Raw genomic sequence first — 19,350 nt, 5'->3', positions numbered from 1 at the left:
TCGGCCTGCGGTTCGGCTGACGACTACGGTGCGGGGCTGTTCATGAGCGGTAGCCCTCGACCTCGGCGGCGGGCCGCACCCGCGCCTCGTCCGGGTTCTCGCCGAACTCCGCCTTCGCGCGCCGCTGGCGCAGCAGATCCCAGCACCGGTCAAGTTCACGTTCGAGCGCGCCGAGCCTCGCGCGCTCCGTCGCCTCGTCGATGGCTCCCGATGCCAGGGAGTCCCGCAACGTCCGCTCGTCGTCGACCATCGACGAGATCCGGGACAGAATCTGCTCTTGATCCATCTCAGTACGCCTCCTCGGCCCCCCGGCCCACTGTAAGGACGGTTCGGCCGATCGGCACCTGTGAGCAGGCAACACTCCCCCGCGGTGTTGCCTGCCCCAGGCCACACCGGACCATGAGGGACCCACTGGGGCTCTTGGTCCGAGACACGCTGAGTATACTGGCTCGAAGCCAGTCAACGCAGGAGTTACAGGATGTCCCCGCGTAGCGCATCGGTCAATGAAGAGTTGCGAAGGCGTTCCAGGGAACGGCTCCTGCAGGCCACGGTCGAGCTGGTGAGCGAGCGCGGCTATGAGGCGACGACACTCGGCGACATCGCGGACCGCGCGGGCTCGGCCCGCGGTCTGGTGTCGTACTACTTCCCCGGCAAGCGCCAGCTTCTGCAGTCGGCGGTGCACCGCCTGATGCACCGCACGCTCCAGGAGGCCCTGGAACGGGAGCCGCGGACGACGGACGGGGACGAACTCCTGGCCCGTGCCATCGACGCGATCCTCGGTCTGGCCCGTGATCAGCCGCTCCTCATGCGCACGCACATGGCGGGGATCCTCCAGGCGGACGGGTTCGTGCGCTGCCCGGAGCAGCAGCACCTCGCCGAACTGCTCCGCGACACCGTCGTACGCCATGGGTCGCCCGACGTGGACACCGACTATCCGCTGCTGCGCGCGCTGCTGATGGGCGCGGTCTTCGCGGTGCTGCTCCCGGGGGCGCCGATGCCCGAGGGCGCGCTGCGGGCCGAGCTGTTCCAGCGGTACGGGCTCGCGTGGGAACGCGGCGTCCCGCCGGGCGACGAACCGCCCGACGGGACGCATGCGCGAGTGGACGACCAGGCCGCGCAGGAGACGCGGTCCGCTCGGCGGCCGACTCAGTCGAAGTAGTCCGGCTGGGTCTGGACGTTGAGCTCACGGACGCGGACCCGCTCGGCGGGATCCGTCCGCTTGTCGTCGATCTTCAGGACGTCGAGGCCCTTCTCGATGTCGTTCGAGTAGACGTAGCCGTTGTAGTAGTACGCCGACCAGGAGCCGCCGATCTTGATCGCGTCGGTGGTGAGCGGACCGCGCTCGAAGTAGCCGATCTCCTTCGGCTTCGAGGAGTTCGTGAAGTCCCAGACGGAGACGCCGCCTTGGTACCACGCCTGGACCATCAGGTCCTTGCCCTTGACCGGGATCAGCGAGCCGTTGTGGGCCACGCAGTTCTCGGTCGCGGCCTGGTGGCGCGGGATCTTGTAGTAGCTCTTGAAGACGAGCTTGCGGTGGTTGCCCTTGCCGGTGACGTCGTAGATGCCGTTGGCACCACGGTCAGGACCGGTCGCCTCGTCGCAGGTGGCGCCGCCACCGCCGCCCAACTCGTCGGTGAAGACGACCTTGTCGGCCTTCTGGTTGAAGGTCGCCGAGTGCCAGAACGCGAAGTTCTTGTTGTCCTGGACGCGGTCGATGACCTTCGGGTTCTCCGGGTCCTTGATGGAGAACAGGATGCCGTCGCCCATGCAGGCGCCCGCCGCGAGGTCCTTGGAGGGCAGCACGGTGATGTCGTGGCAGCCGGTGGTCTTGGAGACGCCCGGGTTGGTGGGCCCGCCCGGGTTGCCGCCGCCGTCGGGGCCTTCACCCGGGAAGAGCACGGGGAAGTCGACGACCGCCGCCTTCTGCGGGGCCTTGCGGGGCACCTTGATGACGGAGATGCCGTCGTGCGGCGGCTGGCAGTCCGGGAACGTCGCGCTCGGGGAGTACGAGGAGACGTACACGTAGACGTTCTTCTTCTCCGGCACCAGGGTGTGCGTGTGCGAGCCGCAGGCGGTCTCGACGGCGGAGACGTACTTCGGGTTGGCCTTGTCGCTGATGTCGAAGACCTTCATGCCCTCCCACGAGGACTTCTCGGTCGCGGGCTGCGTGGTGCTGCTGCAGGAGTTGTCGTTGCGCGAGGAGTCGGTGGAGAGGAAGAGCAGGTTCCCGGAGACGGAGATGTCGTTCTGCGAGCCGGGGCACAGGACCTGGGAGACGGTCCGCGGCTTCTTCGGGTTGCTGATGTCGTAGATGCGGAAGCCGTCGTAATTGCCCGCGAAGGCGTACTTCCCCTGGAAGGCGAGGTCGGTGTTGAGACCCGGCAGCGCGTCCTTGGGGATGTTGGCGAGATGTTTGATGTTGTCCGAGTGCACGATCTCGTCGGGCGCCGGTATCTTGCCGCTCTTGATCGCCGCCTTCGCGTCGGCGGCGTCACTCTTCGACACGCTCTTGGGCGCGGCGGGCGAGTCACCCGGGTCGGGCGTCGCACCGGCGGGCGCCGCGCTGAACAGCGCGGCAATCAGACCGAGCGCGGCCGCGCCGACGCCGAAGCGTCTGCGCCGTGTTCGGGGGTTGTTCAACAGGGTCACTGCGTCCTCCCTAGTCGCCGTTCATAGTTGAACGGTTCACGGACACCCCGCAGTATCGTGCTCAGCATGCACAGATCAACAGATGGCAACGCATCTGTAATGAAAGTTTTTGATCATCCACGCGCGCAAGCGTGCTAGGACGGTCACCAACTCCCCCGCGCGCCACAGGAGGCAGCCGTGCTCAACCGTCGTACGCCCGCCGTCACCGTGTTCCTCACGGCCGCCGTTCTGGCGCTCGGCGCCTGCGATTCAGGTGGTTCCGACGCCGGCTCGGAAACGGCCGGGAAGGCCGCGCCAGGACCCTCCGTGATCGCTCCGGGCAAACCGGGCGAGACGGCCGCGACGATGTCCGCCGAGGACGCGGCCAAGAAGAGAACCGACGACGACAGCCCCAACTCGGCCGACTTCACCTACACGCAGATGATGATCACGCACCACGGCCAGGCCCTGACGATGACCGAACTCGCCCCGAAGCGCGCCGAGTCCACGAAGGTCAAGCGCCTGGCCGACCGCATCGCGGCTGCGCAGCGCCCGGAAATAGGCGCCATGAAGGGCTGGTTGAAGAGCCACGGCGGCGCGAAGAAGCAGCAGGGGCACGACCACGGGACGATGCCCGGCATGGCCACGGAGGGCCAGCTGAAGCAGTTGCGCGCCGCGGAGGGCAAGACATTCGACGAGCTCTTCCTGAAGCTGATGATCACGCACCACAACGGCGCGATCACGATGGCCACGGAAGCGCTCACCGACGGCAACAACATCCAGGTCGAGGAGATGGCCAACGACGTGATCGCACAGCAGACGGCGGAGATCGGCCGGATGCGCAAGATGTGAGGTGCCCGTCGGGAGGGCCATCGGCGGAGTAGAGCCGCCGGGAAGGCCGTCGGGCGCGGGGCGTCAGGTGACTTCAGGTGACGTCAGGTGTGGCTTCGGGCGGCGGCTTCCCGTTCGTCGTGCGGCGCGTGGTCGCGTCGCGGCAGCAGCAGCGGGGTGGCCAGGATGAGGATCCCGGCGATCCCGACCGCGGTGCGCGGACCGGTCGCGGCGGCCAGCAGGCCCCAGAGACCGGTCAGGGCCGCGATGCTGAGCTTGCTGGTGACCGACCACGCGGACAGGGTGCGGGCGACACGGTCAGCGGGGGTGTGGTCGAGCCGGTAGGTGGCGAACACCGGGTTGAACACCCCCGAGCAGGTGATCAGGCCGAACTCGACGACGATGACGAGGACGAGCCCGGCGGCGCCGGGGCCGATGAAGGCAAGGCCGATCAGCCAGCACGCCCGCAGCGTTCCGGCGGTGCGCAGGACCCGGTGGCGCCCGAACCGCTCGACGAGCGGCCGTGCGAGCCGCGAGCCGAGCAGGCCGCCCACGCAGGGCGCGGCGAAGGCCAGGCCGTACTGCCAGGGCGCGAAGCCGAGTTCGCCGACCATCAGGACGATCAGCAGGGGCGATGTCGCCATGATCAGGCCGTTGTTCAGCACCGTGTTGAAGAACAGCGGGCGCAGCGCCGGGCCCGCCAGGATGTAGCGCCAGCCGTCGAGCAGATCGCCCGCCCGGAACCGGGCTTGCGGCTCGGTGCGCTCGGGGTGCGGCTCCTTGCCGCCGATCGCGCGGATGCCCAGGGCCGAGAGCAGGAAGCTGACCGCGTCGGCCACCACGGTCATCACCGGGCCGAAGAGCCCGATCGCGGCGCCGCCCAGCGGCGGCCCGAGCACCAGGGCGGTCCAACTCGTCGATTCGAGGCGGCCGTTCGCGACGAGCAGGTCCTGCGGCCGCACGAGCGCCTTGAGGCAAGCGCCGCTCGCCGCGGTGAAGGCGATGTCGGCCGCGCCGACGACGACCGCCACGAGCAGGAGCTGGCCGAAGCCCAGCAGGCCGAAGGCGTATGCGGCGGGGATGCTGAGCAGCGCCGCGCACCGGACCACATCCATCGTGATCATCACCGCCCGCTTGCGGCGGAACTCCACCCACGGACCGAGCGGCACCGCCACCACCGCGCCGACCGCGAACCCCGCGGCCGCCAGGACCGACACCTGCGTCGGCCCCGCGTCCAGGGCGAGGATCGCGATCAGGGGGAACGCGTCGAACGCGAGCCGTGTGCCGAACGCGCTGACCGCGTAGGCCGCCCACAGCCATCCGAACCGCCGCCCGAGGGACCTCCTGGCTCCCATGCCCGGTGCCACCCCTCGCCGTCGCGCTCGAACCACCTCACCTTGACCTGCGGCATCCAATCCGGCGGCGGGTCCGCAGGTCAAACAACCGCATCGCGTGGGCGGCCACAACCGCTGGTTGTGGCTCATAGGATGTCCGGCGTGGACCTTCACGCCGTGCGCACCTTCGTCGCCGTCGCGGACGCCGGTCAATTCCAGGGGGCGGCCTCCGCGCTCGCGGTGACCCAGCAGGCCGTGTCCAAGCGCGTCGCCGCCCTGGAGAAGGACCTCGGCGTGCGGTTGTTCACGCGGACCGCGCGCGGGGCCCGGCTCACCATCGACGGGCAGGCGTTCCTGGCCCCTGCCCGTGATCTCCTGCGGGCCGAGCAGCGGGCGGCGGACTCCGTGCGGCCGGGCCGCCGGGCGCTGCGGGTCGACGTGATCGGCCGGCGGCTCGCGCCCGCGGGGCTCCTGAGCGGCTTCCGCCGGGCGCATCCGGGCACCGCACTCGACGTCGTGACGCTCTTCGACGCCGACACGGCACTCGCCGCCGTCCGGTCGGGCACGATCGACGCGGCCTTCCGCGCCCTCACCCGGCCCGCGCGGGAGCTGCCCGACGGCATCGAGGCGGCCCGGGTGTACGACGAGCCGGTGCAGCTGCTCACCGGGCCCGACCACGCGTTCGCGGCCGAGCACGCGGTGACGCCCGCCCGGCTCGCCGGGCACAGGATCTGGATGCCCGGAATCGTCGCCGGTACGGAATGGGCCGCGTACTACGAAGATCTCGCCGCCGCGTTCGGGCTCACCATCGAGGTGACAGGGCCCGATTTCGGCACCGAGCCGCTCCTGGACACGCTCGCGGGATCCTCGGTCATCGCGACGTTCGTCGGCGAGCGGACCCGCCTCGTCTGGCCCGCCGACCACGACCTGCGGCGCGTCGCGGTGCACGGCCCGATGCCGGTCTACCCGCACTCGCTGATCTGGCGCGGCGACAACCCGCACCCCGCGCTCACCACGCTCCGCGACCACCTCGCCGCCACCCGGCCCGACAGCCGCGACGCCGATACGTGGACGCCGAGGTGGGCGCGGTGATCGGCCCGGTGATCAGCGCCGCGTCGGCCGCACCGGGCGCGGGCTAGCGCCGGTTGTGGCGTGGGGGCAGGGTGCCGGCGTCCCGCGCGGAGGCGATGAGCTTGAGGGACCTGCGGCGGCTGCGGCCGGTCGCGTACATCACGGCGAGCACGGGATCCCGCCCGTCGGCCTGCGCCGCGCGGTACTCCTGGGCCACCATCAGCCGCCCCTCGCGCCCGCGCGGCCACGACGGGCGGGCGCGCTGCACGGCGGGCTGGTCCTGGGCGGGCGCGAGCACGTGCGGATGGGGATGGGACTGCGGACGGGGATCCGGTTCGCAGCGGGGCTGCGCGGCCACGTCGTGACCGGACAGGACGGAGAAGTCGTGACCGGACGGGGCCGGGAAGTCGTCGGCCGGATGCGCATGCGGCGGCCGGGCGTGCAGGCCCTCCAGGGTGATCCGCCCTTCCGACACCACCGCCCGCGCGTCGACGGCGGCTCCGTCACCGAAGGTCAGCCGTACATGGAATGAGGGCGAGCCCGTCGAGCAGGCAGGATTCGGTCGATAGTGATCAGAAACGCCAAGAAAGAGGCTCTCAAGCACAATCAAAAGGTAGCCGTGCGATCGCATTAGGTCACGAACGGCACGCAGGGCCGCGCGGCGGTCAGCCCTGGAGCGAGGCACCCGGATCAACGCGCCCCCTCACCGCATCTCCCCCTCGACGCACCTTGGTGCGATGCTGAACCCATCCCCCGAGGCCGCCTCGCGGAAGGAGCACCGCCGTGCTGCAGGTCGCCGTCGTCGGATCGGGCCCGAGCGGGGTCTACACCGCGCAGTCCCTCGTCCAGCAGGACCGCGTGCCGGGGGTGCGCGTCGACGTCATCGACCGGCTGCCCTGCCCCTACGGCCTCGTGCGGTACGGCGTCGCACCCGACCACGAGAAGATCAAGTCCCTCCAGAACAACCTGCGTACGGTCCTGGAACACGACCGCGTCCGCTTCCTCGGCGGCATCGAGATCGGCCCCGGCGGCTTCCCCGTCGCGCGGCTGCTCGGCCTCTACCACGCGGTGGTCTACTGCGTGGGCGCGGCAGCCGACCGCAGGCTCGGCGTACCGGGCGAGGATCTGCCGGGAAGCCACTCGGCCACGGAGTTCGTGTCCTGGTACAGCGCGCACCCGGACGCGGCGGCCGACGGTTTCGTGGGGGGCGTGGAGTCCGCAGTAGTCATCGGCGTCGGCAACGTCGCGGTGGACGTCGCGCGGATGCTGGCCCGCGGCGCGGCCGAGCTGCGGCCCACCGACATGCCGCAGGCCGCGCTCGGCGTGCTCGCCGCGAGCCGGGTGCGCGAGGTCCACATGGTGGGGCGGCGCGGCCCTTCACAGGCGCGCTTCACCACCAAGGAACTGCGTGAGCTCGGTTCGCTCCCGAACACCGAAGTGATCGTGGATCCCGGTGAGTTGGCGCTCGATCCCGCGTACGCCGACCCCTCCGGCCTGCCCGCGGTGGGCCGCCGGAACGTCGAGGTGATGCGCGGCTGGGCCGAGCGCCCGGAGCGGCACCTGCCGCGCAGCATCCGGCTCCGCTTCTTCCTGCGCCCCGTGGCCGTCACGGAGGCGGCGGGCCGCGTCGGCGGGGTGCGGTTCGAGCGGACGCTGCCGGACGGGCGGGGCGGGGTGACGGGGTCCGGGCAGTACGAGGACATCGCGGGGCAGCTGGTCCTGCGCTCGGTCGGCTACCGCGGGGTGCCGATCGACGGACTGCCGTTCGACCCCGGGCTCGGCACGGTTCCGCATGCGGCGGGGCGGGTGCTGCGGGAGGGCGCGGTGTCCCCCGGCGAGTATGTGGCGGGCTGGATCAAGCGGGGCCCGACGGGCGTCATCGGGACCAACCGCCCGTGCGCCAAAGAGACGGTGCAGTCCTTGCTCGACGACGCCCCATCCCTCGTACGCGAAGGGGTGCCCGAGGATCCGCTGCCCGCTCTCATCGACGCGGGGCTGCACCCCGTCGAGTGGCAGGGCTGGCTGGGGATCGAGCGTGCGGAGGCCGCGGTCGGCGCGGCGCTCGGCCGGGGGCCCGTGAAGATCCCCGACTGGCCGGGGCTGCGGGCCGCCGCGCGGGGCGAGCAGCCGTAGGCGCCGGGCGGGTCTCGGGTGGACAGGGATCCGCGGGCCCGGCGAGGGCCGGTCGCGCAGGTCCTCGCGCCCTTTACGGGGCGCCCGTACGCTCCGCCTGCGCCGTCGCCGCGACGAGAACCGTGTCGAGGAGCCCGGGGAAGAGCGCGTCCAGGTCGTCGCGGCGCAGTCCGTTGAGCTTGGCCGTGCCGCGGTAGATCTGCTGGATCACGCCACTCTCGCGCAGCACCCTGAAGTGGTGGGTGCTCGTGGACTTCGTGACGGGCAGGTCGATCTGCGAACAGGAGAGGCCGTCGAGCCCCGGCTCGCACCCGGCCAACTGCCGTACGACCCGCAGGCGCATCGGGTCCGACAGCGCGTGCAGCACAGCCTCGAGCCGGATCTCCACCCGCGCCGGATGGTCGAGCGCGCGGGTGCTGACCGGTGCGGCGATCGTCATGACGGCTCCACTTCGTCCGGGCTTCACGTCTCTCGAAGGCCTCCATAGTACGAGAGTCATCGTAGTTTGACATCTGGCGTACTACGAGGGCTACCGTACGAGCCGTACCGAAGTCCGTGACGAATGGAGTCCGCCGTGAGCGCGCTGTTCGAGCCCTACACCCTGCGATCCCTGACCGTCCCCAACCGGGTGTGGATGGCGCCGATGTGCCAGTACTCGGCCGAGGTGTTCGGACCGAACGCGGGTGTGGCGAACGACTGGCACTTCGCCCACTACGGAGCGCGCGCCGCCGGCGGCACCGGCCTGATCCTCGTCGAGGCGACGGCCGTGAGCCCCGAGGGCCGCATCAGCCCCGCGGACCTCGGGATATGGAACGACACGCAGGTCGAGGCGCTGCGCCGCATCACCGGCTTCCTGAAGACCCAGGGCACCACTCCGGGCATCCAGCTCGCCCACGCGGGCCGCAAGGCGTCCACCGACCGCCCCTGGAAGGGCGGCGGACCCGTCGGCCAGGAGGAGAACGGCTGGCAGCCGCTCGCACCCAGCGCGCTCCCCTACGACGAGGGCCACCACCTGCCGCACGAGCTCACCACGGACGAGATCCACGCCGTCGTCGGCCAGTTCGCCGCCGCGGCCCGGCGCGCCCTTGACGCCGGATTCCAGGTGGTCGAGATCCACGGCGCCCACGGCTACCTCATCGGCGAGTTCCTCTCGCCGTTCACCAATCACCGCACGGACGAGTACGGCGGCTCCTTCGAGAACCGCTCCCGGCTCGCCCTCGAGGTCGTCGACGCCGTCCGCGCCGTCTGGCCCGAGGAACTGCCCCTCTTCTTCCGGATCTCGGCGACCGACTGGCTCACCGAGAACCCCGAGGACGAGCGCGATGGCTGGACCGCCGACGACACGGTCCGCCTCGCGAAGGAGCTGCACGCCCACGGCGTGGACCTCCTCGACGTCTCCAGCGGAGGCAACGCCCCGAGGGCACGCATCAAGACGGGCCCCGGCTACCAAGTCCCCTTCGCGGCACGGGTGAAGGCCGAGACGTCCCTGCCCGTGGCGGCCGTCGGCATGATCACCGACCCCGAGCAGGCGGAGAAGATCCTCGCCAACGGCGAGGCGGACGCCGTGCTCCTGGGCCGCGAACTCCTGCGCAATCCCTCGTGGGCCCGGCACGCAGCGAACGAGCTCGGCGGCGATGTGGCCACTCCCCAGCAGTACCACCTCATGGTGTGAGCACCACCGCGCAGGGCGCCGACCATCCGCAATAGCCTTGGCCAAGGGTCGGTGACTGGGGACATCCCTAGGTGACACCCCGAAGCGAGGGGCGGTCCAGGCTTCGTACCGTGGCGCTGTCGCGATGTGTCACGGTTCGGGGCCCGTACCGGCCCTCGGGAGGGCGTTGTGCGCTACGTCATCGAGGTGTTCCGCTCGCCTGCGGGCGTGCACGGGAACGTGGTGGATGAGTGTGAAGAGGAAGGGGACACGGGCCGCTGCACGCCGTTCCACGGCTGGCTCGAGCTGCTCTCGCTCCTCGAACCGCCGCCGGACGCGTCGTCCACGGAGACCGGAGAGCCGGCCTCCGCGACGGATGGCGACTCCTGTGGCGCCTGATCCCACGGCATGGCAAACAGCTCGGCGGGAGCGGGGAATCTGCTTGTACCGGGACCCGTTCGGGCATCATCGTGGACGTTCAGGGCCATGCGCCCGGCACGGGTCGCCGTCACAGTCCTGGCGTCCGTACCGGGTGCCGACATGTGGGGGCGGTGATGACGTCCGGCGGCATACTGAACGGCCATGCCCACGCACCGGCGCCCCATGAGGCGTTCTCCGGTCGGCGCCATGAACTCGCGGCGCTCCAGGAGGAGTTCCGCCAGGCGTGCGACGGTGTGCCGCGTCTCGTCCTGATCGACGGTCCCGGCGGCATCGGCAAGTCCGCGCTGGTGCGCAGGTTCCTCGACACGGCGGGCGACGCCTGTGTGCTGCAGGCCAGCGGCGAGGAGAACGAGAGCGCGCTGCCCTGCGGGGTGCTCGCCCAGTTCGTCGGGCAGAGCCCGATCCCGCTGCCGGACTGTCTCGGCTCGCTGGTCCGCACGCCCCGCTCGGCGCCCGGCACCCTGCCGCCGCTCGCGGCCGGCTTCGGGCTGCTCGACCTGCTGAGCGAACTGCAGGACAAGGGTCCGGTCATCCTGGTGCTCGACGACGCCCACTGGGCCGACTCCGCCTCCCTGAACGCCCTGACGTTCGCGCTGCGACGGCTGCGCGTCGACAAGGTCCTCGCGATCGTGACGGCGCGCGACCCGCAGGCGCCCCAACTCCCGGACGGCATCCGCCGGTTGCTGTCCGACGTCCGCACCCGGCGCATCCCGCTGCACGGGCTCACACCGGACGAACTGGGCTCCCTCAGCGCGCAGATGGGCTCCGACCGGCTGCCGCACTCCGCGTCCGTACGCCTCCACACTCATACGCACGGCAATCCGCTGCACGCCCGGGCGCTCCTGGACCAGGTGCCCGCGCACGTCCTGCGGGACGTCGCCACGCCGCTGCCCGCGCCCCGTTCGTACGCCATGCTGGTGCTCGCCAATCTCGCGGAGTGCGGTTCCCAGGCGCTGCGGCTCGTCCAGTCGGTCAGTGTGCTCGGGCTCTCCTGCCAGCTGGGCGTGGCCGCCTCGCTCGCCCGCGTCACCGCGCCCCTGCCCGCGCTCGAACGAGCCGTCAAGGCAGGCCTGTTGAAGGAGACGCACCCGGGGGCCGCGCCCGAGATCGCCTTCCCGCATCCGCTCGTCCACGCCGCGGTCTACCAGGACATCGGGCCCGCGCACCGGGCCGACCTGCACACGCGGGCCGCGGCCCTGGTCGACGACGAGTACGCGAGCCTGCGGCACCGGGTGCTCGCGGCCACCGGACCCGACGAGCACCTCGCCGCCGCCCTCGCCGCGTGCGCCCGGCGCGAGGCGGCCACCGGACAGTGGGCGGTCGCGGGCACGCACCTGCGGCACGCGTCACGGGTGGCGACCACCGACCTGGAACGCGACCGGCTCGCCGTCGAGGCCGTCGAGGCACTGCTGCTCGACGGCCGGGTGCACGAGTCGGCCGAGCTCGCGGCCGGTCTTCCGGCCGGCGCCGACCCGGCGCTGCGCGGGTACGTACGCGGTTATGTGGCGCGCGTCCAAGGGCGCATGGAGCAGGCGCAGACGCTCCTCGTCGACGCCTGGAACCAGTGCGACCACGAGAGCGACCCCTCGCTGGCCGCGCGGGCGGCCGAGCAGCTGAGCTACGCCGCCGTGATGCGGGGGCGCTCGGCCGACGCCGCCCAGTGGGCGGAGCGCGCACAGCGGCTCTCCACCCTCCAGGGGCCGAGCCGGATGCTGCGCTTCAACCACCTGCTCGCCCTTGGCCTCAGCGGGTTCGCCAAGAAGGGCATCGAACTCGCCGGGGACCTGCCCGATCCGCTCCTCGTCCCTCCGTCGAGCATCGATCTGCTCCTGGCGCGAGGGCAGTTGAGGCTGTGGTCGGACGATCTCCTCGGCGCACGCGCGGACTTGCAGGGAGCCGTGGCCAACTGCCGCAGGGGCACGGTGCCGTTGCGGCTGCTGTCCGCCTCCGCGCTCGCGCAGACCCTGCACCGGCTCGGCGACTGGGACGAGGCGCTGATCCACGCAGAGGCGTCCGCGTCGATCGCCGACGACACCGAGCAGTCGTGGCTCAAGCCCGTCACGCACGCCATCGCCAGCTGGATCCTCTCCGCACGCGGCTCGTGGGACCGGGCATCGGCGCACCTGCGGCTCGCCCTGGACGCGCCGGGCTGCGACGAGAGCGCGCTGGCCTACGCGTACGCCGCGTCGGCGCACGGGGCCTTCGCCGAAGCGCGCGCGGAGCCGGAGCGGGTGGTCGAGGCACTGCGCCCGCTCCTGGACTTCGCCTCGCACGACGGCGTGAACGAACCCGGCGTGGTGTCCTGGCGTGAGCTCCTGGTCGACGCGCTGACCCAGCTCGGCGAGTTCGACGAGGCTCAGGCGGTGCTCCTGCCCTACGAGGAGCGGGCCTCGGCGCGCGGGCAGCACTCGGCGCTGTCCGCCGCGGCCCGGGTGCGCGGCAATCTGCATGCGGCGCAACGGGACACGGACCGCGCCCAGGCCTCGTTCCTGCGCGCGCACGACCAGGCGGCGCAGATCCCCTCGCCGTTCGGCCGCGCCCGCGTGCAGCTCGACCACGGGGCGTTCCTGCGCAGGATCGGCCGCCGCTCGGTCGCCGTGGCCCAGCTGCAGGCCGCGTACACGACGATGCGTGAACTGGACGCCTCGCCCTACCTCGCGCGGTGCGAAAGGGAGTTGGACGCCTGCGGGCGTGCGGCGCCGCCGCGGCTCGCGCACGATCCGACGGCCGCCGACTCCGCTTCCGCCGCCGAGGGGCTCACTCCGCAGGAGCTGGCCGTCGCGCGTCTGGCGTCGCAGGGCTTCACCAACCGGCAGATCGCCACCGCGCTCGCGCTGAGCGTCAAGACCATCGAGTACCACCTGGGCCACACCTATACGAAGCTCGGGATCGCCTCGCGCATCGGGCTCGTGCAGCACTTCGCCCCCCCAGGAGCGGCGCACGTCCTCCTAGCCCGTCCTGGTCTGTCTCCTGGTCCGTCTCCTGGCCCGTCTCCTGGCTCTTCCCGCCGGTCCTCCTAGCCCGCCCCCTGGGCGGAGCCCTGGCACACCGGGGTTATCCCTGGGCGGTTCCCTGAGGCACCCCTGCCCCTGCCCGGCGTAGGTTCTTGGCTGGTCAGGGCACGGAATGCACAACTGGGGGTGCACAGATGGCTGTCACGGAATGTCCGGCGGTACGCGACGACGCGCCACCGGCCCTGCGTCTGCGGCTGCTGGGGGGATTTCACCTCAGCCGCGGCGAGGGCGACGGCGGCGAGCAGGTCGACGTGTCCGCCAGCGGGCAGCAGTTGCTCGCCCTGCTCGGGCTTCGTGGCCCCGCGACGCGTTCGGTGCTCGCGGGGACGCTGTGGCCCGAGGTCACCGAGGAGCGTGCGCGTGCCTGCCTCCGTACGGCCATCTGGCGCCTGAACGCGGCGGGTTCGGCCATCTGCGACCCCCGGCCCGGGGTGCTCGCGCTCAGCCGGCTCGTCCGGATGGACATCGAGGACTTCACCACCACTGCACACCACATACTCGCGGCCTCGGCAGAGGGGACCGGGGCCGCGTGCGCCTCGCTGATGGGCATGGGTGAGCTGCTGCCCGGCTGGTACCAGGACTGGGTGGTGTTCGAGCGCGAGCGGCTGCACCAGCTGCGGCTGCACGCGCTCGAGGCCCTCTCGGCCCGGCTTGTCGCACAGGAGCAGTACGCCCCCGCCCTGGAGGCCGCGTTGGAGAGCACCCGGATCGATCCGCTGCGCGAGAGCGCGCGGCGGGCGGTCGTGACGGTGCACCTCGCCGAGAACAACCTCGCGGAGGCGGTGCGCCACTTCAAGGCGTTCCGCGGGCTGCTCCGCACGGAGCTCGGCATCGAACCCTCGGAGCAGTTCCTCACGATGGTGCGCCACGCGCTGACCTGACGTGCGCGACGGGGAGGCGAGGCAGCCATGGCGACCGTGACCGCGGCCGGGATTCCCGCGGCCGGAGTTTCCGCGGCGGGGGTTCCTCAAGTACGGGTGACGCGCCATCACGTCACCGCAGGCCTGTCTGTCCGTGCGCGCTCGGGGGCGCACGGGCCGCAGGTCGGCCCACCCACCCCTGCCGGCCGTGTTGGGGGACGCGGCCGGCAGGCCACCGACGCTCCACCACGCACGGACACGGGGGTGCCGCGCGCGGCGACGGAGCCGTCGGGAGCCGCGACGGCCGGGGCACGACTTCCCGGCCGTCGCGGCCTCATGCCGTCCCCGTGGGCCCTCTTGGGCGCTGCGGGCGCTCGCGACGGCCGAGCGGGGCCTCACTCTCCTTGCGGCTTCCCCTGCGGGCGCCTGAGCTCCCCGATGGCCTTGTCCACCGCCTTGTGCGGCATGCCGGTCCTGTGGGACAGGTCCTTCGGCTCCATGCCCCGCAGGACGTCGTCGACGCTCTTGTCCTCGACGCTCGCGATCTCCCGTACGTAGCGCTGGACCCGCTCGACCGGATCGGCGGCCCGCGGTCGCCGGGCCGCGCCGGCGCCCCCCGGCACCAGCGGGACCAGGCCGCCGCGCGCCGCGATCCCAGGCCCCTGGCCCTGCTCGTACTCCTGCCTCTGCTCCTGCTCCTGCTCCTGCTCCAGCCAGGTCGTCCAGACGCCGCGTCCGACCATGTGTTCCGCCGCGCTCTCAGCCACCGAACCGTCCTGGAGGATCCCCGGGTCCGCCGAGTCCGCCCGGACGAGCAGGCGGCAGGAGGCCGCGAACATGGGCGGCGACGCGACCGGCGGCACCGGCTCGCCGACCAGGGTGCACAGCGCGGCGATGTCCGGCTGGTCGGGGGCATGGTGGACGAGGCGCTCCAGGATGCTGCCGATCCGCCCCAGGTCGGGCGTCGGGTGCAGCAGCAGGGCGTGCGCCCCGATGATGCCGAGGAAGGGGTTGACGCTCCTGGCGTCGAGCAGGCCGAGCAGTTGCCGCGTCGACACGAGGTCGATCCCCTGCCGCAGCCCCGAGAGCGCGGCCTCCAGGGCGAGGTCCAGGGTGCGGTCCGCCGGCTGCCAGCCGACGCCGCGGGGCACCATCTGGATCGAGGCGAACTGCGGCTGCGGGCCCTGTGGTCCGTTGCTCACGAACACCAGGGTCGTCCACCCGTCGAGGACGTGCAGCGCCTGTGCGAGGGTCAGCCCGTCGGCGGGCTTCCTGCGCGTCCTCAACCGGTAGCCGCCGGGCGGCAGTTCACCGCTCCAGGCCGACCACTCCTGTCCCCCGGCAGGCTCCCAGCCCCCGGCGCCGCCGTCCACGGGCCTGCCGCACTCGTCGGCGATCTCCAGGGAGAACGGGTCGAGCTGCCAGCCCCTGCGCAGATTGCGGATCAGGACCATCAGGGTCGGCGGGCCCGTGCCGTGCGTCGCCTCGGTGCTCCAGCGCACCGCCGCCGCGCGGTGGTCCTCACGGGTCGTGGGGGTGCCTTCGACCGGGGTGGCCGTGGGCATGTCGGGCAGCGCGAGCCGCTCGACGAAGGGTTCCGTGCCGACCTCGACGAACCGGCTCTCCACGGCGCCGCCGAAGCGCTGCTCGATGCGGTAGATGCCGGGCGGCAGCGTGGTGTCGATGGTGCCCATCGCGTGCGCCACCTCGCGGAACGCGGAGTCCGTGACGGTGACGAGGACCGACGGGGTGTCCGGTATGACGACGAACGGCACCCGCTTGGCCTTCTCCTCGCGTGCGCGCCGCCGCTCTTCAGAGCTGGACACCATTCCCACCGCCCGTCATTACCTCGAAGAATCCACCGTTCTGGAAGTCGTCCGCCGCCCAGCTCTCCGGCGTGACCCGGTACAGGCCGGGGGCGAGCTTCTCGACGTGTTCCGCGGCGTCGACGTGCCACCTCAGCGGCGGCTCGTCGGGGTCGCCGCCGCGCAGCTGCACCCAGCCCCGGAATCCCTCCGGGAAGCGCAGCGTCACGAAAGGCATCCCGTTCTCCACGTCCCGCACGAAGACCATCGGGGCGCTGCCCTTGACGAACCTGGGCTGCTGCGGGACCAGCAGGTGCCGGGTGCGGTCCTCCACATGCCGCACGACGTAGTCCGCGAGGCTGTCGGAGGTGATCAGCCCCTTGCGGGTGACGCTGCGCCCGCCGAGACCGTCCAGGAGCGCGGTCGTGAAGTGCCCGCGCGCGAGGTCGGGGTCCGCGTTCTGTTCCTCGTAGGCGGGGTCTCCTTGCGAGGTGGCGTACCCGACGAAGCAGTCGACCTGCTCCAGCGCCCCCACCGTGGTGGTGAAGGGCGGCCCGAAGGGGAAGACCGAGCCGTTGCCGTTGCTCGTGCGGCAGCAGTCCGCGAAGCAGACGATCTCGCGGAACGGCGACGACGACTCGTACCAGTCCAGGTACTGACCCACGGCGAGATGATTGCCCAGGAGGTCGAACGCGGCGTTGGCCATGAGCAGCGCGGTGCTGTTGGGGGGCGTCATGAAGCCGTGCCCCGCCAGGAAGAAGTAGAGCCGCGTCCGCTGCCTCGCGGCCTCCCACTCCTCCTCGGGCCGGTCCTCGATCGCCCGCTGGACCGCGATGTTCGCCCGGTAGAGCGCCAGGTCGACGTTCTCTCTGGTCGGTACGGCCGTCATGAAGTCCGCGGTGCGCTCCTGCTCCTCGGTGGCGGTCACCAGCGTGACGTTGCCTTCGGGCACATCGCCTCCCTTGGGGTCGACGAGCCAGTCACGGAACCGGACGGCATCACCCCGTGCGGCCTGCAGGTCACCGATGGCCGGATAACGGTTGATGCCGACGACCACGGCGTAATGCAGGTCGTTCATCGGACTCTCCCCCTTGTTCAGCCTCGCGCCGTTCAGTCGGCGAGCATGGCGGCCACGCTCGCGAGGACCTCCGGGTCGTCGTCGAACGCGGTGTGGCTGCGCGCCCCCGCGCGCAGACCGGGGCCGACGTCGCCGGGCGACCAGACCGTGCGTGCGGGGTCCGCCCGCAGGAAGCCGCGCAGGCCGTCGGAGTCGGGTCCCGTGGCGGCAGGGTCGAGGTACCAGCGCTGCAGGCCCGCGATCGGTGTGACGACGGACCGCTGGGAGGGCCCGCGCTCCAGGACCCCGGAGATGAAGTAGAGCAGCGACCTCGGGTACAGGAACGGCACCAGGTGGTCGGCCTGCTCCGCCGCGTCGGTCATGGTGAACATCCGGAACCGGTCGAAGAGTTCGGCCTGGCGGCGGACCACCGGGGCCAGCTGCGCCACCGTGCAGGCGGGCGCGAGGAGCACCACGTCCCGCAGCCGGAAGTCGGCGGGGACGGGGTCGTCGTCCTCGGCGCGCCTGCGCGCGAGGTCGTCGAGGAGGTTGGAGATGAACACGGCGCCCGCGCTGTGGCCGACCACGGTCACCCGGGGGCGGGTGCCGGCGGCCAGCAGCTCGGCGAACCGGTCGAGGAAGTACCGTCCGGCGCGGACCTCGTCCCCCGCACCGGCGAACGTGTCGGCGGTCTGCCGCTTCATCGCGTCCCAGATCGCGGCGCCCGCGTTGGCGAGGTAGAACTCGCGGAGGATCTCCTCGACGACCGTCGGATAGAGGCCGTGGTCGTTGCGCTGCCGGAAGCGGCCCACGACGGCGGCCACCACCCGCACGGTCTTGCGCACGACCAACGCGGTGCTCACCAGGGCACGTTCCCCCGTGCCCGCCCTGGCCGCGAGATCGGCCACGACGTCGGGTGACATCAGTGTGGCCGCCGCGGCACGCCCCCCGATGACCTCTCGCGCCGCGGCGACCGGCTCTGTGGGGTGGACCTGGTCCGGTGGCACCACCGAGTTCACGATCTCCCGGGTGCGTTCGGCCAGTTCGATGTCCGCCGAGAGTTCGGCGGCGATCTGCTTCTGCTCGGCCTCGCTCAGCGGCGGCACGTCCGGCGGCGCGGTCAGCCGCGCGTACGGCTCCTGTCCATCCCGCACCTGGGCGAGTTCGGCTGCTACCGCCCTCGGGGAAGGGGTGGCCACCACCCCGAGGGCGCGCTGTCCCGGCTGCCGGAAGACGGTGCCGGTGGCGTAACGGGTGACGCGGTTGAGCAGCGTGCGGAAGACGCTCTCGTTCAGGATCTGCGGAAGGTTGCCCCGCAGGGTCTCCAGGAGTCCGCTGCTCCACACGAAGAAGACGGGGTCGGCGCCGGCCGCCTCGTACACGGGCGTGAGCCGCTCGGCCGTGGCGAACCCCAGCGTGTCGTCGATGAGTCCACCGTGGAAGTGCAGCACGACGCGCGGCCGGTCCTTGAGCCCGGCCACGAGCTCGTCGATGTCGGCGGTGGTGGTCGAGGCGAGCCGACCACCCTGCCGGCTGTGGATGCACCGTTCACGGAAGGAAGCCATGCCCAGGAAGGTAGGACGGCCGCGCCGCCCGGACATCGGGGGCGGGCTCAGGGAAACCCCTGGCTAGGAACCCGAGGGGGCGCCCATCCACTCGGCCTCGTACCCGGCGTACGTCCCGTCGTGCGTCGCCAGGTGCGTGAACTGGTCGACGTACTCCTTGAATTCCTCGTCCCCGCGCGGCAGTGCGTAGGCCTTCTCGGAGAAGGTGAAGGGCTTCTCCGGGTGCAGGGAGCAGAGTTCGGGGTGGATCTTGGCCTGGTAGCGGGTCTCGCTCGCGTCCGTCATCATCACGTCCGCGCGGCCCTCGATGATCTCCTGGAAGATCGTGGTGTTCTCCGGGTGCTGCTTGATCGTGGCCTGCTTGATGTGGGCGCGCGCGAACTGCTCGTTCGTGCCACCGGGGTTGACGATGACGGTGGTCCCCGCCTTGTCGATGTCCTTGAGTGTGCCCTCGCCGAACTTCTCCTTGTCGGCGCAGCGGATGATCGGTGTCTTGCCGTCCTCGCGGGTCGGCTCGCTGAAGTAGACCTGGCGGGCGCGCGGCAGGGTGATGGAGACGCCGCCGACCGCGATGTCGCAGCGGCCCGCCGCGACGTCCTTGGTCAGGTTCGCCCAGGTCGTGGCCACATACTTGGGCTTGGCATCCAGGCTTTTCGCCAGGTCTTCGGCCATCTTGATGTCGACGCCGCTGTACGTGCCGTCGGCGGGGTCGAGGTGGGTGAACGGGCGGTAGTCGCCCGTCGTGCACACCTTCAGGACGCCCTTCTTGGGCACGGAGTCCAGGAGGCTGCCGTGGTGGCGGTCCTTGCCGCGCCCCGCGTCGGGGGACGCGGGGGCGGCGGCCGTGACGGCGAGCAGACAGACCAGGGCGGACAGGGTGGCGGCACGCTTCACGGGGGCTCCTCCGGGCGGGTTCGCGGCTCGAAGGGATCACCCTCGCAGAACCGTTCTGGCCGGTGA

The 19,350-nt window shown here is 71.6% G+C and carries 17 protein-coding genes; 8 read left to right on the top strand and 9 right to left on the bottom strand.

All coding sequences use genetic code 11. The features are described 5' to 3' along the window. Window positions 1-40: 40 nt before the first annotated feature. Complete coding sequence (locus AC07AG_RS38535) at window positions 41-286, bottom strand: DUF2630 family protein (RefSeq protein ID WP_249591440.1); 246 nt, start codon at window positions 284-286, stop codon at window positions 41-43. Between the two features lie 192 nt (window positions 287-478). On the opposite strand from AC07AG_RS38535, the gene AC07AG_RS38530 reads away from it, so the two are divergent. Continuing rightward, on the top strand, window positions 479-1,159 hold the full coding sequence (locus AC07AG_RS38530; protein ID WP_478761373.1) for a TetR/AcrR family transcriptional regulator: 681 nt from the start codon (window positions 479-481) through the stop codon (window positions 1,157-1,159). Here AC07AG_RS38530 and AC07AG_RS38525 read toward each other — a convergent pair. Continuing rightward, window positions 1,147-2,649, bottom strand: a complete 1,503-nt coding sequence (locus tag AC07AG_RS38525; RefSeq protein WP_478761371.1) for an LVIVD repeat-containing protein — start codon at window positions 2,647-2,649, stop codon at window positions 1,147-1,149. The genes AC07AG_RS38530 and AC07AG_RS38525 overlap by 13 nt on opposite strands. 177 nt (window positions 2,650-2,826) lie before the next feature. Here AC07AG_RS38525 and AC07AG_RS38520 point away from each other — a divergent pair, with 177 nt between their 5' ends. Then, window positions 2,827-3,480, top strand: coding sequence for a DUF305 domain-containing protein (locus AC07AG_RS38520; protein WP_478761369.1), 654 nt, complete (start codon window positions 2,827-2,829; stop codon window positions 3,478-3,480). Window positions 3,481-3,563: 83 nt separating this feature from the next. Here the strand turns inward: AC07AG_RS38520 and AC07AG_RS38515 are convergent, their stop codons facing one another. Continuing rightward, on the bottom strand, window positions 3,564-4,814 hold the full coding sequence (locus AC07AG_RS38515) for an MFS transporter (RefSeq protein ID WP_478761368.1): 1,251 nt from the start codon (window positions 4,812-4,814) through the stop codon (window positions 3,564-3,566). Between the two features lie 141 nt (window positions 4,815-4,955). Between AC07AG_RS38515 and AC07AG_RS38510 the strand changes: the two genes are divergently transcribed. Then, on the top strand, window positions 4,956-5,885 hold the full coding sequence (locus AC07AG_RS38510) for a LysR family transcriptional regulator (protein WP_478761367.1): 930 nt from the start codon (window positions 4,956-4,958) through the stop codon (window positions 5,883-5,885). Between the two features lie 43 nt (window positions 5,886-5,928). On the opposite strand, the gene AC07AG_RS38505 is transcribed toward AC07AG_RS38510, so the two are convergent. Continuing rightward, window positions 5,929-6,468 carry a DUF6214 family protein gene (locus AC07AG_RS38505; protein ID WP_478761365.1) on the bottom strand — a complete coding sequence of 180 codons (540 nt, stop codon included), beginning with the start codon at window positions 6,466-6,468 and terminating at the stop codon, window positions 5,929-5,931. A 179-nt stretch (window positions 6,469-6,647) separates the two neighbouring features. Between AC07AG_RS38505 and AC07AG_RS38500 the strand changes: the two genes are divergently transcribed. Next, window positions 6,648-7,997: an FAD-dependent oxidoreductase gene (locus tag AC07AG_RS38500; RefSeq protein ID WP_478761363.1), complete on the top strand. Its 1,350-nt coding sequence runs from the start codon at window positions 6,648-6,650 to the stop codon at window positions 7,995-7,997. 73 nt (window positions 7,998-8,070) lie between these two features. Here AC07AG_RS38500 and AC07AG_RS38495 read toward each other — a convergent pair whose 3' ends face one another. Beyond that, a complete protein-coding gene (locus AC07AG_RS38495; RefSeq protein WP_478761361.1) occupies window positions 8,071-8,436 on the bottom strand; it encodes an ArsR/SmtB family transcription factor in 366 nt (121 codons plus the stop codon). A 135-nt stretch (window positions 8,437-8,571) separates the two neighbouring features. Between AC07AG_RS38495 and AC07AG_RS38490 the strand changes: the two genes are divergently transcribed. The 4 genes from AC07AG_RS38490 (at window position 8,572) to AC07AG_RS38475 (ending at window position 13,984) form a co-directional block, all read left to right on the top strand. Beyond that, window positions 8,572-9,669, top strand: a complete 1,098-nt coding sequence (locus AC07AG_RS38490) for an NADH:flavin oxidoreductase/NADH oxidase (RefSeq protein ID WP_478761360.1) — start codon at window positions 8,572-8,574, stop codon at window positions 9,667-9,669. Between the two features lie 168 nt (window positions 9,670-9,837). Further along, window positions 9,838-10,047 carry a hypothetical protein gene (locus tag AC07AG_RS38485; protein ID WP_478761358.1) on the top strand — a complete coding sequence of 70 codons (210 nt, stop codon included), beginning with the start codon at window positions 9,838-9,840 and terminating at the stop codon, window positions 10,045-10,047. 155 nt (window positions 10,048-10,202) lie between these two features. Continuing rightward, a complete protein-coding gene (locus AC07AG_RS38480; RefSeq protein ID WP_478761356.1) occupies window positions 10,203-13,109 on the top strand; it encodes a helix-turn-helix transcriptional regulator in 2,907 nt (968 codons plus the stop codon). A gap of 128 nt (window positions 13,110-13,237) precedes the next feature. Then, window positions 13,238-13,984 (top strand): AfsR/SARP family transcriptional regulator, encoded by a 747-nt coding sequence (locus AC07AG_RS38475; RefSeq protein WP_478761355.1) that lies wholly within the window; start codon window positions 13,238-13,240, stop codon window positions 13,982-13,984. Between the two features lie 374 nt (window positions 13,985-14,358). On the opposite strand, the gene AC07AG_RS38470 is transcribed toward AC07AG_RS38475, so the two are convergent. From AC07AG_RS38470 to AC07AG_RS38455, 4 genes are all read right to left on the bottom strand, one after another. Next, window positions 14,359-15,792: a hypothetical protein gene (locus AC07AG_RS38470; RefSeq protein ID WP_478761353.1), complete on the bottom strand. Its 1,434-nt coding sequence runs from the start codon at window positions 15,790-15,792 to the stop codon at window positions 14,359-14,361. Continuing rightward, window positions 15,776-16,846, bottom strand: a complete 1,071-nt coding sequence (locus AC07AG_RS38465) for a caspase family protein (protein ID WP_478761352.1) — start codon at window positions 16,844-16,846, stop codon at window positions 15,776-15,778. Before AC07AG_RS38465 ends, AC07AG_RS38470 begins: the two co-directional genes overlap by 17 nt. A gap of 32 nt (window positions 16,847-16,878) precedes the next feature. Continuing rightward, on the bottom strand, window positions 16,879-18,390 hold the full coding sequence (locus AC07AG_RS38460; RefSeq protein WP_478761351.1) for a hypothetical protein: 1,512 nt from the start codon (window positions 18,388-18,390) through the stop codon (window positions 16,879-16,881). Between the two features lie 63 nt (window positions 18,391-18,453). Then, on the bottom strand, window positions 18,454-19,284 hold the full coding sequence (locus tag AC07AG_RS38455; protein ID WP_478761349.1) for a transporter substrate-binding domain-containing protein: 831 nt from the start codon (window positions 19,282-19,284) through the stop codon (window positions 18,454-18,456). Between the last annotated feature and the right edge of the window lie 66 nt (window positions 19,285-19,350).

The sequence above is a fragment of the Streptomyces sp. NPDC044044 genome, assembly GCF_056434405.1.
Note: the sequence above shows the minus strand (reverse complement) of the source record. Positions and strands in the feature narration are given on the sequence as shown.